Source organism: Mucilaginibacter sp. 21P, from assembly GCF_019331605.1.
In the GTDB taxonomy this organism is placed as follows: Bacteria; Bacteroidota; Bacteroidia; order Sphingobacteriales; family Sphingobacteriaceae; genus Mucilaginibacter; species Mucilaginibacter achroorhodeus.
The window spans coordinates 4,426,030-4,439,248 of sequence record NZ_CP063061.1 but is presented as its reverse complement, the minus strand read 5'-3'; the positions used below and the strand labels follow the sequence as shown (position 1 = coordinate 4,439,248).

General features: G+C 44.3%; 7 protein-coding genes. 5 read left to right on the top strand and 2 right to left on the bottom strand.

The features are described 5' to 3' along the window. Nucleotides 1-63 precede the first annotated feature (63 nt). Nucleotides 64-1,911, bottom strand: coding sequence for an alkaline phosphatase (locus tag INP83_RS19760; protein WP_219125621.1), 1,848 nt, complete (start codon nucleotides 1,909-1,911; stop codon nucleotides 64-66). A 246-nt stretch (nucleotides 1,912-2,157) separates the two neighbouring features. On the opposite strand from INP83_RS19760, the gene INP83_RS19755 reads away from it, so the two are divergent. Continuing rightward, a complete protein-coding gene (locus INP83_RS19755; RefSeq protein WP_255563201.1) occupies nucleotides 2,158-4,830 on the top strand; it encodes an alpha-L-rhamnosidase in 2,673 nt (890 codons plus the stop codon). Nucleotides 4,831-4,946: 116 nt separating this feature from the next. On the opposite strand, the gene INP83_RS19750 is transcribed toward INP83_RS19755, so the two are convergent. After that, nucleotides 4,947-6,956 carry a sialate O-acetylesterase gene (locus tag INP83_RS19750; protein ID WP_219125620.1) on the bottom strand — a complete coding sequence of 670 codons (2,010 nt, stop codon included), beginning with the start codon at nucleotides 6,954-6,956 and terminating at the stop codon, nucleotides 4,947-4,949. A 194-nt stretch (nucleotides 6,957-7,150) separates the two neighbouring features. Here INP83_RS19750 and INP83_RS19745 point away from each other — a divergent pair, with 194 nt between their 5' ends. The 4 genes from INP83_RS19745 to INP83_RS19730 all read left to right on the top strand — a co-directional run bounded on the left by INP83_RS19745 (nucleotide 7,151) and on the right by INP83_RS19730 (nucleotide 13,202). Beyond that, on the top strand, nucleotides 7,151-8,344 hold the full coding sequence (locus tag INP83_RS19745; RefSeq protein ID WP_219125619.1) for a DUF4185 domain-containing protein: 1,194 nt from the start codon (nucleotides 7,151-7,153) through the stop codon (nucleotides 8,342-8,344). Between the two features lie 103 nt (nucleotides 8,345-8,447). After that, complete coding sequence (locus INP83_RS19740; protein ID WP_219125618.1) at nucleotides 8,448-9,236, top strand: SGNH/GDSL hydrolase family protein; 789 nt, start codon at nucleotides 8,448-8,450, stop codon at nucleotides 9,234-9,236. 32 nt (nucleotides 9,237-9,268) lie between these two features. Beyond that, entirely contained in the window at nucleotides 9,269-10,690 is a 1,422-nt protein-coding gene (locus INP83_RS19735; RefSeq protein ID WP_219125617.1) for an SGNH/GDSL hydrolase family protein, read from the top strand. After that, nucleotides 10,671-13,202 carry a glycoside hydrolase family 38 C-terminal domain-containing protein gene (locus tag INP83_RS19730; RefSeq protein ID WP_219125616.1) on the top strand — a complete coding sequence of 844 codons (2,532 nt, stop codon included), beginning with the start codon at nucleotides 10,671-10,673 and terminating at the stop codon, nucleotides 13,200-13,202. The genes INP83_RS19735 and INP83_RS19730 overlap by 20 nt, the downstream gene beginning before the upstream one ends. Nucleotides 13,203-13,219 lie beyond the last annotated feature (17 nt).

Genomic DNA, 13,219 nt, shown 5'->3' with positions numbered 1-13,219 from the left:
TACTTTAAATTAAAAGGTCCGGAGAAGCTAATTCTCCGGACCTTTCTTTTAATGTTTGATCTGTTATTTACCTTTCAATAGCGACAAAATCTTGTGGTAGATCTCCGTGTTTTGGTAAGTGCCCATAAACTCCCTCGAATGTGGCCCGTAGGCAAATACCGGTACGTTGATACTGGTATGATCGTTAGTGCTAAAGTTGCCTAACACCATTCCATTAGCGGTTGAGGCATCCAGCAAACTAAGTCCGCCTGTCTCATGGTCGGCAGTTACTATCACCAGTGTTTCGCCATCCTCATCAGCAAACTTAAGCGCTTCGCCCACGGTGCGGTCAAAATCATGCAGTTCGGTAACCATGTAAGGCAGATCGTTAGCGTGGCCGCCGTAATCTATCTGCGCACCCTCGGCCATAATAAAAAAGCCGGGTTTGTTCTGATGCAACACCTTAATGGTATGCAGTAAAGATTGCTTTAGCATATCGCCACGGTCATCTTTAACGGGCCGCGTATCTTCATTTTTCAGCAATACGATCTGTTTGCCTTTATCAGAAGCTTCGGCCTCTGCAAGTGATGTAAATAGTTGATAGCCTTTTGCCTTTATTTTGTCCATCAAACGGGCATCCCTGTTTTGCATAAACGAGCGCTGGTTTGAGCCGATCAAAACATCCACATTTCCGTTCACAAAGTCGGCCGCTATTTTTTGCGAAGAATCGCGTTCTGAAATATGGCCATAGAAAGCTGCCGGTGTAGCATCTGTAATATCACCACAGCTGATAATGCCGCTCTTGATCTTCATTTGGCTAAGAACATCGGGCAGGTTAGCTAAGGGTTTTCCCTGCGCATCAACGCCGATGTAGCGGTTATCGGTTTTCTCACCACTGGCCATTGCTGTGGCACCCGCTGCAGAATCGGTATTATCGGAGTTTGCTGCTTTGGTTTGCGAAAAGCCAATGCTGCGGCATTGATACATATTCAACTGACCGTGATTGGCGGTTAGCCCCGCCTGTATCTGTGCCAGGCCCATTCCATCACCTATCAGCAAGATCACGTTTTTCACCTTTTTGTTAGCACCATCAGATTTATAAGTGGGCGGATAGATGCTATAGGGCTTTGGATTAACATATTCCAGTTTTTTACGATTGATAAGGAAATCATGCAGTTGCTGCGGGTGGTCGGTGTTTATCCAGTCCACACCAAGTTTTTCCAATTGGATCCAGGTGTTCGGGCTATCTTGCGTGGCCCAAAAACGGAAAGGTTTACGCATGGCGTGCGCTGCGTTAACCAATCCTTTAAGTTTGATAGAATCTGGTGGGGTAGGCGTGCCCTTGCCGTTCCAATGGGTATAATTGCCCAAGGCATCGCTTATCATGGCTACATGCTTTAGCTGTTCAGTTGTGTAAGGGATATTAGGCCGGCCGTCAAAGTAAATGTAATCCGGGTAATCGCCAAACTTTGCAGGGGCGGGCATATCGCCGCTTAATGCAATTTTAACAGCGTTGGGGTTTACTGTGCTGTTAAACATCTGCATGTAGGGCTTTATTTCCTTTAAGAGCTCGGGGATCACATGCTCGTGGTCTTCTTTAATATCTATTACCAACTGCAGGTGCATGGCGGCGTCTGCATAGGGCTTGCCGCCGTTCTGCTGAAAGCGTTCAGCAAGCGGTTTAAGGTACAAATTCTCCAAAGTACGGTTCGGCGCAATTTCCTTTTTTTCGTGTGCAACGTATAACTTGCCTTCAAACAAATAAACATCAGCCTCTATAGAACCCGTGCCGGCATAGTAAGCCTGCAAGAAGGGTATATTCTGATGATAATCGTTATGGCTGTGCCCGTTGTTTATTGTAAGCGATTGCGCACCTGCCGCGGCAGAAAATAATAACGCAACGAGAGAAATGTATCCGGAAAATTTTTTCATATCCTAATAGAAACGTTGTAACGCGCAAAAGTATCTAAAACGCTTAAAAGCTTTGTTAATAATAAATTAAGAGAAATTGTTGCTTTTGTTAAGTGTTGTTGCATTTATGGGGAAGTTAGTTCATAAAAATTTGCGACAGGTTTACCCTTAAATGCAGGTAACATTACTGATGCCAAATAAACAAGATGTTTTAATGTTGTGTAAATTGTTGGCGAAATTATCCATCCATTAAAACAGGAGCTCATTTTGAACAGATTTACTTTTTCTTTTGCCTTTATATGCTCTTTGACCACGCTGATATTTACGCAGACCTTTGCCCAAAGCACGGTAGCCCTGCAATGTGAGCATTTGGTAGCGCCAATAGGTGTTGATAGCGAGCACCCGCGCCTTGCATGGCAAATGGAAGATAGCAGGGCAGGTGCTGCACAATCTGCTTACCAGGTGTTGGTCGGTACCGATTCTGCGCAGTTAGCCAACAAGCCATCAGCATGGAATTCGGGCAAGATAGCTTCCGCTATCAGTAATATCACTTACCAGGGCAAAGCCTTGCAACCATCCACTAAATATTTTTGGCTTGTACGGACTTGGGATAAAGCCGGCGCTAAATTACCGGATAGCCGCATAAGTAGCTTTGAGACAGGCTTGATGGGTATAAACAATTGGAAAGGCTCGTGGATAAGTGATATGGGTAGTATCAACACCCTGCCTGCGCCGTATTTCAGAAAAGGGTTTACTGCAACAAAGAAGATCAGGTCGGCCAGGGCTTACATAGCAGTTGGAGGCCTTTATGAACTTTACTTGAATGGCCAAAAGGTAGGCAACCATCGGTTAGACCCGATGTACACCCGGTTTGACAGGCGCACGCTTTATGTGAGTTATGACGTTACCGACCAATTGCAGCAAGGCAAAAATGCGATAGGCGTTTTACTGGGCAATGGATGGTATAACATGCAATCACTTGCCGTATGGGATTTTGACCGCGCCCCATGGCGTAACCGGCCAACCTTCTGCATGGATCTCAGGATAACCTACACCGATGGCACAACTGCTACCATTGCCACAGATGATAGTTGGAAAACGCATGATAGCCCGATCATATTCAATAGCATTTATACCGGCGAGCATTATGATAGTCGCCTGGAATTGCCCGGATGGAACACAGCAAATTATAACGATAAGAACTGGAAGGAAGCAGGGCTGCGAGCAGCACCTTCAAAGCAAATTGTTAGTCAGCTGATGCAGCCTATACGCAACGTGGACGAGATAAAGGCAAAATCAATAAAGAAATTTGATGATACCACTTATGTGGTTGACTTGGGTCGTAATGTATCAGGCGTTACAAAGGTAAAATTGAATGGAGCAGCGGGCACCATCGTGCGCATAAAGCACGGCGAGCGCTTGCATCCTAATGGCCATGTGGATCTGTCTAACATTGATGTTTATTACCGTCCAAAAGATAAGAGCGATCCTTTCGGTACTGACATTGTTATCCTTAATGGTAGAGGGCCTGTTGAGTTTATGCCCAAGTTCAATTACAAGGGATTTCAATATGTTGAGATAACCAGCAGCGAACCTATAGATCTGAAGCAGGATGACGTAACCGGTTATTTTATGCACAGTGATGTTGCGCCGGTGGGTACCATCAATTCCTCAAATCAACTGATAAACAGGTTATGGTGGGCAACTAACAACTCCTACCTGTCAAATCTTTTTGGTTACCCTACTGATTGTCCGCAACGCGAAAAAAACGGTTGGACGGGAGATGGGCATTTTGCAGTGGAGACAGGCTTGTTCAATTTTGATGGTATAACCATATATGAAAAATGGCTGGCAGACCACCGCGACGAGCAGCAGCCCAACGGTGTTTTGCCGGATATTATACCAACGGGTGGCTGGGGTTACGGCACAGCCAACGGCACCGATTGGACGAGCACCATTGCGATAATCCCCTGGAACCTTTACCTGTTTTACGGCGACAGCAAAGCACTTGCCGATAATTACAATAATATACGTGCGTATGTGAACTACGTGGATGGTATCAGTCCGCAAGGGCTTACAACCTTTGGCCGCGGCGACTGGGTTCCTGTAAAATCAACCTCTTCGCTGGAGTATACATCTTCCATTTACTTTTATGTAGATGCAACTATACTGGCCAAGGCTGCAAAATTACTTAGTAAGGAAGATGATTATAAGCATTACTTGGCATTAGCTGCTCGCATTAAAAACGCTATCAATAACAAGTATTTCAACAGCACAACCGCTATTTATGGCAGCGGCGTGCAAACAGAATTAAGTATGGCTCTGCAGTGGGGCATAGTGCCCGAGCAATATCGTAACCGTGTAGCCGCAAATCTTGCCAAACGGGTGGCGCAGGATAACTTGCATATCGACGTAGGCGTATTAGGCGCCAAAGCAATTTTAAATGCCTTAAGCAATAACGGTCAAGCTGAGACGGCCTACAAACTGGCATCACAGGATACATATCCATCATGGGGTTGGTGGATAGTTAACGGAGCTACAACCCTTTACGAGAATTGGAACATACAGGCAACGCGAGACATCTCACTGAACCACATGATGTTTGGAGAAATAGGGGGATGGTTTTTTAAAGGCTTGGGTGGCATACTACCCGATGAAACGCATCCCGGCTTTAAGAACGTTTTACTTAAACCAAATTTTGTTTCAGGCTTAAATTACTTTACTGCTTCGCATAACGGGCCTTACGGCAAGATCATATCTGCCTGGGAAAGGAAAGGGCAGGACGTGATCTACAAGGTTACCATACCGGCAAATTCAACTGCCACGGTAACCATACCCAATGGCGCGCAAGCAAAGGTATACTTAAACAATGTGGTAGTAAGAAATAGCAGTACTTACAAAATTAATTCTGGCAGTTATCAGTTTAGGATACGTTATTAACCTTCGCTATAATTTACACTTACTTGTTTAAGAGAATACCCATGTAATAACAAAGCCTTAGCGACTTGCTAAGGCTTTCTGATTTACTAAGAGGGGTATAAAAAACAAGCGTGCTATTACTGCTTTTGAGGATCGAGCTTTATATTTTGCCAGTCGTCGGTTTTAAATGGCGATGCTGGCAGGCCGGCTCCGTTATAAAGCGTTCCATCAGGGTTGTTCTGCCAATCGTACCTTACCGCAACCGGCTGTTTAACTAAGCTGTTGCTTACCGTTACGGTATTACCGTTAATGGTGGCATCTGCAGAATAGAATTTTTTATCTGCCCCGGCTATAAAAAACCCTTTTAATGCCGCTGAGCCTTTGCTTGTTAACCCGCCCGAGGTGTTGGTAAAGCTGAGCACTACACGGTTATCTTTTGTTTGGAGCGATGAATAAGACGGCCCGCTGTATGGAACCTTAACGCCATAATTTTTAGCAAGGGCAATTAACGCGAGTCTTGATCCAACATCTTGTTTATTTCGGGGGTGGATGTTGGTAGCTTCCCCTATATCAATTGTTACAGCCATACCGGTATTGGGTAGCTTTAGCGTTTGCAATTGTGCAAACCTAAGTTCGGGCCAATCTGCAGCAACCGGCTGGTCATGACAATCGTAATTGGCTATCTGCACAAAGTAAAACGGAAGATTTGGGTTTTTAAACTTGTTGCGCCAGTCGTTAATAAGTAACGGGAATAGTGTTTTGTATTGCTCTGCCCTGTCGGCATTGCTCTCGCCCTGGTACCAGATAACCCCTTTTATATTGAAATCTAAGATCGGGTTTATCATGGCATTATAAATAAGCGTAGGGCGATTGGCAGAATTTGCCAGCACCGGTGGCTGTTCTAACCTGGCTAATGGCAACGCTTTCTGGTAGGTCCACTCACCTGCAAGATCCAGGGTTTTTGCCGGATCATTTGCCAATTGTAAAGTTAAGGGACCTTTGTTGATGCCGCCCAAACCGCCGTTATCAAAAACGCGTACTGCTATTATATTTTTGCCGGCCTTTACCAGATTAACGGGTACGGTGTAATTGCGGGGATAAAAGAACATCTCAGTGTGGCCAACTTCCTGCCCGTTAAAAAAACTAACGTCATAATCATCCACACCCATTAAATTAAGTTTAAGATCTTTCCCTGCCCATTCGGCGGGAACATTTATCTCTTTTCTAAACCATACGCTGCCGTCGTAATTATTCAAACCTGCTTGTTCCCAAAAGTTGGGTAGTTGCATTTTAGGCCAATTGCTATCGTTAAAATCAGGTTGCGCCCAGGTTGCAGTGGTACCTTTATAGCCGGGGTCATCGGTACGGCTTCGGTCTATCCAGTGGCGTACTTCGGTTTTATAGCGATTCTCGATATCGTTTTGTGTCAAGCCACCTTCAGCTGCTTTTACAAAGTCAGCAAACTCAGGCATTGTTTTCAGCGAAGTACCGCTCGTCCAGGCTTCCGCAACAGTGCCGCCCCAGTTATCACTTATCAATCCTATCGGTATATGTTTTTCCTGATATATTTTTCTTGCAAAAAAATAAGCTACCGCAGAAAATTCCTTAACATTTTCAGGGTTACACACTCGCCAACCCCATTTCACCGGCACTTCTTGCTGAGGCTGAAAGTTTGTTTTGTTGTCGATCTTTATCATACGGATATCACCGTACTTGGTTGCATCGGCAATTTCCTGCATGGCATTTAACACGCCTCCAAACCCGTTGCCAACCGTCATCTCCATGTTAGATTGCCCAGAGCATAACCATATATCCCCAATTAAAACATTATTTAGCGTTAGTTTTTCACCGTCATCAAAGGCTATCTGGTACGGGCCTCCGTAAGATGGCGTGGCAATTTTAGCAGTCCATTTACCGTTGGCTGCAACGTTTACCTGGTAAGCTTTTTTGTCCCATGTGGGGATGATGGTTAATTTGCTGCCGGGTTTAGCTGTCCCCCAAACGTTTGCTTTTGCTTTTTGCTGCAAAACCATGTTATCAGTAAAACAAGCTGCAGGTAGAACTTTAGCCAATGCGGGCTGAGTTAATAAACACACAGCAAGAGCAGCAGCGCTGTAAAATGCCTTAGTATGGTAAAAGGTTCTCATAAAATTGGTTGGGGCCTGTGCGGCCGTGTAGTTGTAATTTTGAATGCGCAATATAATAAAAACGATTTAGCTTTATAAAAATTGATATTAATTTGCTTTTTTGTAGATTGTGCCTCAATAACGTTGCTGCATTTGTTGCGTTGTAAAACGGCATTTGTATCTTTATAAGATACGCATCACCAGTTTGCTAACCTATGATCTCATTAAAGCTCAAAATATCGGTTTTTCTAATGGTTTGTACCACATCTGTTATGGCGCAGCAGCAGGATGCCGGATTAGACGAGCAATCTGTAAAGTTTACTGTTGAGGCAGATACTGCTTGGTCATCATTGCTTAAACGTACACATGGTTGGTTTGGGGGAGATGGTATATACACGATTCCCTTGAATGGGGCAGAGGCGCGGCCTGCGGGTAATAACGGTAAAACGCTATTCATCTTTAGCGATACTATGATCGGCGAAGTAAAAGATGGCACCATGCAGCCCGGTTATAAAATGATACACAATTCTTTAGCGTTGCTAAAAGGCGGTAAACCCGATGAGACGCAAATGTCATTCTACTGGGAGAAAACAAAAAATGGTGAGGACGAATCATCGTTTTCCCCCGCTACGCCCCAAACTAAGAAAGGTGATTATTATTGGCTTGGCGATGGCTTTGTAAACACTGAAGGTAATGGTTTGCTGTATATTTTTGGTTATCGCATGCACAATGTAAGCGATGAAGCCTTTGGTTTTAGGGAGATAGGCAATACGCTGTTAAGACTAAAGCCCAACGAGGCCCCAAATTTTAAAACTGTAAAACAAATGGACTCTCCATTATACCTTAAGGATGAGCAGGGTAACGGTGTAGGCTCTTTTGGCGCCGGTATCTATGCCAATACAAAAAGCGCTGGCGCAAAAGATCCGGATGGATACATATATGTATACGGCGTACGCGATTGGGCAAAGAACCTGGTACTTGCCAGGGTGTTACCTAAAGATTTTGAAACATACAGCCAATGGCAGTTTTGGGACGGTAAGGGCTGGAGCGCAAACATGGGCAAGTTGGCCAATATAACCAACCGTGTTTCAAACGAACTTAGCATTACCCAACTGGCTGATGGGCGATATGCGATGATTTTCCAGGTAGATGCTATGAGTACCAATATTGGGATGCGCCTGGCTAATAAACTTACCGGCCCTTGGGGGCCTGTTATTAAGATATGGGATTGCAAGCCGGATCTTATTAAAAGCACATTTGTTGTTTATAACGCAAAGGCTCATCCAACTTTATCAGGCAAAAACGAACTATTGATCAGCTACAACATCAATTCGCTTGATTTTATCAATGATCTTAAAATTCATCCACAACTATACCGCCCGCGTTTTATACGTTTAAAGTTTGAATGAATTACTGCAACTAAATTGTGACCATTAAAGTTCTATATTAATTTGCTAAAACAATTTAGTTGAATATATTTGGCTGATATTCCTGTTATATACCTTTACTTAAATGATACTTAACTTTAAGAAATTAAAAGCCCGCAAACTAATGGTTTGCCTGTTACTGGCATTTGCTACGCAAGCACATGCACAACAGACTGATGAGCAAAAGAAAACCGAAGAGCAAAAAAAAGCCGAAGCCTGGGCAAACTTTCAAAAAATGATAGAGGAGCGTGTCCATAAAGACTGGCCATGGCTTAAACGTTACGAAGAAGATAATGCCAAACTTCCTGCCCCTGCAGCAGGCGAAAAGCGTGTGGTTTTTATGGGTAACTCTATCACCGAAGGTTGGATAAATACCGATCCCGACTTTTTTAAAGGGAAACCTTACGTAAACAGGGGTATTGGAGGCCAAACCACGCCACAAATGCTGGTACGTTTCCGCGAAGATGTTATTAACCTTAGACCTAAAGTAGTGGTGATATTAGCAGGTATTAATGATATTGCCGAAAACACGGGGCCATCAAAAATAGAAAACGTTGCAGGTAACATCTTCTCAATGGCAGAGTTGGCCAAATTTGCCGGTATTAAGGTTGTGTTATCATCGGTTATACCGGCTAAAGGTTTTCCCTGGCATCCCGGCTTAGATCCGCGTGAACCGATAATGAAATTGAATGCCATGCTTAAAGAATATGCTGCAAAAAATCACCTTGGCTATATCGACTATTATTCGGCCATGGTTGGCCCCGAAAAAGAGCTAAGGAAAGAGTTGTGTGTTGATGGTGTTCACCCTAATATGGCAGGTTACAAAGTGATGGAACCGCTCGCCGAAATAGAAATCAAAAAAGCCCTGAAATAGGCTTTCTTTTTATCCGATAGCTAAATCGATTTATGAACAGGCGTTTGATTCTGGTATTTATAGTTGGGGTGTTGATTGTGCCTTTTAGCACCATTGCACAGCAAATAAAGCCTTTTAAGGCGGGCGACAGGGTGGTATTTACCGGCAACAGTATTACTGATGGCGGGCATTTCCATTCTTACATATGGTTATACTACATGACGCGTATGCCCAACATGCGCATCGATTGCTTTAACGCAGGCATAGGCGGTGATGTAGCCAGGCAAATAGATGAGCGTTTAGACGACGATGTGTTTGCACATCATCCTACAGTTATGACGCTAAGCTTTGGTATGAACGATACCGGTTACCAGTGGTATAAAGGCGCAAAAGCCGATTCTAATTACAAAACCAACATAGCGCGTTCTTATCAAAGTTTCCAAAGCATACAGCAGCATTTAAGGGCCCACCCCGAGGTGCGTAAGGTTATGCTGGGTTCTACACCGTATGATGAGCAGGCCAGGATCAAATTTATTGCACTGTACAAAAAGAACGAGGCCATACTGCAGGTAATAGATTTTCAGAAGAAAGCCGCTGAGGTTAATAAATGGGAGTTTTTAAGCTTTAATGAGCCTATGCAAGCCATTAACCGGCAACAACAATTGCGTGATACATCTTTTACAATGGAGGGTGTAGACCGTATCCATCCAACCAATGATGGTCACATGGTAATGGCTTATTTGTTCTTAAAGGCTCAAGGGCTTGCCGGCAAAAAAGTTGCTGATGTTACTATTGATGCAGAAACGAAGACTGTGAAGGCCGAAAATTGCCAGGTCAGCAACCTGATCAGCAACGCTGATGGTTTAAGTTATTGGTACAAAGCAAACTCACTGCCTTACCCTGTTGATACAATACCCAGGGGAGGGGGCAACCAGCCAAGGTCACAGGCGGATGGTTTAAAACTGGTGCCTTTTCAAATGGAATTTAATCAGGAAATGTTGCAGGTTAAAAACTTACCAACGCTATCCAATTACCTACTTAAGATCGATGGAAAGTACTTAGGCTCGTACACCGGTGCGCAACTTATGGCAGGGATAAACCTTGCCGGGATGCCAGCCACCCCACAGTACCAGCAAGCCTTGGCGGTAATGCATTTAAATGAAGAACGTTGGGGAATTGAGCGGCGCCTGCGCGAGTACTGGTGGCTGCAATACTCTATCATGAAACCCCATGGCTTGCTGCATAACGATGGCGAAGCCACTGTTGACTCGTTGCAGAAATATGCAAAAAAAGACTTTTTTGTTGGCGCAACCTTAAACACATATTATCAGGCGCGCCTCAAACCCGTGCGTGATGCTTGGCAAAAAGAGATGGATCTGCTCACCAACCAAATTTACCTTATCAATAAACCTGTTACCCGCAAAGTTGAGCTAACGGCGGTAACTACACAACAACATGCACTTACTCAAAAATAGGAAGCTGAAGGCTTTACTAACGGCAATACTACTTTGCTCCGGCATAAATGCTTCTGCGCAAAAGGCGTGGTATATAGATGGCTATCATGGCGGTGTTTGGGGCCATTATCCGGATTGGAACACGCGTTTTATGGCCGATATGCTGAACAAGCACGCCTTTTGGAAAATAAACCTCGAAATAGAACCCGAAACCTGGGACAGGGCCTCTAAAATAGATCCCCAGGCTTTTGCGGATCTGCAATCGCTCATGAAAGATCAGTCAGCCGGCAGTGCGCGCATAGAATATGTAAACCCTGCTTACGGCCAACCTTATATGTATAATATTGATGGTGAGAGTATTATAAGGCAGTTGGGCTACGGCATGCAAAAATTACGGAGCTATTTCCCTGGTATCAGCTTTGAAACTTACTCGTCTGAAGAACCTTGTTTTACAAACGCACTGCCGGCCATTTTAAGATCTTATGGTTTCAGGTATGCATCTCTAAAAAATCCAAATACTTGTTTTGGCGGCTATACCCGTGCCTTTGGCGGCGAGTTGGTTAACTGGATAGGGCCTGATGGCAGTACAATAGTTACGTCGCCGCGGTACGCCATTGAAAAATTAGAACCCAATTCAACCTGGCAAACCATTGCTTGGAACAATTCGACAAAGTACATTGATGCCGTACGTAAATATGGTATTACAAGCCCGATCGGCATGACCTTACAGGACGCCGGCTGGAAAGGCGGTCCTTTCCTGGGGAAGGCTGACAGTGTAGGCCAAAGGAATATCTACACTACCTGGCGTAATTATTTTGAGAACGTAACGCGTAACGATAAGCGTACCGATTGGAAGGTAAGCCAGGAAGATATACTGGTTAGCTTGGTTTGGGGATCGCAGGTAACACAGCAGATTGCACAACGCGTACGCGCTGCAGAGAATAATATGTTGACTGCTGAGAAAATTTTGGTGATCAACAAGCTTAGTAACGGTACTGCCTGGCCGACTCCATTGGTAGATAGCGCATGGCGCACGTTGCTGCTATCCCAGCACCATGATTGCTGGATAGTGCCTTATAATGGTGATAAAGGAGATACCTGGGCAGATAAAGTTATCAAGTGGACCGGCAACACCAATTATCTGGCAAATAATATGGTAAACGGCACTGCTGCATCAAAAAGCGATGTTTTTACTATCTATAATACACAGGGCAAAGCAAGAGCGCAGTTGGTTGCTGTGGCTATCCCCTTACAACTGCGGGATAAGAACATAGCTGTAAAAGATGCCTCGGGGAAACTTGTGAAGTCTCAAGTGGTGAAGGATAGCGTATTTATCAATGCTTCGGTACCTGCGTTTGGATTTCAGTCTTATCATTTAAGAGAGAGTACTATAAAAAGCGAGGGCAGCATAGCCAGTAAACTTGCTGATGGTAAGATCCGGCTCGAAACAGATCTTTACAAACTGGTCATCGACCCTGAGAAAGGCGGAAGCATTGTGAGCCTTATCCTTAAGAAATACAATAAGGAAATGATCGATAAAAACGATCGTAACGGCTTTAACACCCTGCGCGGTAATTTCTACAACAACGGCGGATTAAAGAAGTCTATCGATAACAAAGCTGATGTACAGATCATTGAGAACGGCGCACTACGTTCTGTTGTGCAGGTTAAAGGAAGTATTGCCGGTACGGCGTTTACCCAGATTATCCGGCTGTCGCAAAGCTCACCTGTAATAGATATGCAGGTAAACATCAACTGGACCAGGAACGTTGCGGTAGGCGAGGATGTTGATCGCAAAAATTATAAATGGACGGATTACAAAAAGCCCTTTTATAACGATAGTAATAAATTGGTGACCGTGTTTCCGTTGAATTTAGCCGGCCAAAAGGTTTATAAAAATGCCCCATTTGAAGTTACTGAAAGTAAACTGAACAACACTTTTTTTAATAGTTGGGATGGTATCAAAAATAATGTGATCCTTAATTGGGTTGATGTTACGGATGCGCGCGGTGATTATGGGATGGCTTTACTAACAGACCATACCACAAGCTATACGCATGGTGAGAATTTTCCATTGGGATTAGTGACCCAATATTCCGGGATGGGCCTATGGGGACGCGACTATTTTACTGATGGACCAACTACTTTACATTACGCAATAATACCGCACAAAGGTGACTGGGAAAAGGCAGGAATTTGGTCAACATCTGCAGGATGGAACGAGCCATTAAAAGCAGTAGCGGGCAGTAAATTGGCCGGTAAGCAGTCATTAGTAGATGCAGGCAACTCCGGCCTGGTGCTAACATCTGCTACCGCAGGTAGCTCATATGTAGATATCCGTTTCCTTAATGCCGAAGGTACTACCGGTGCTAAAAACGTTACTGTAAATTTTAAATTTAAAGCGGCCGCTTTGGTTGAGCTTGATGGGCGTACTGTTAAAGATCTCCAACAGATTGTCACAACAGCTGGGGCAAGGCAATTGCACTTTGAAGTTCCGCATATGGGTTTCCGCACCGTGAGATTTCAATTGTAACACAAATACCCACGACT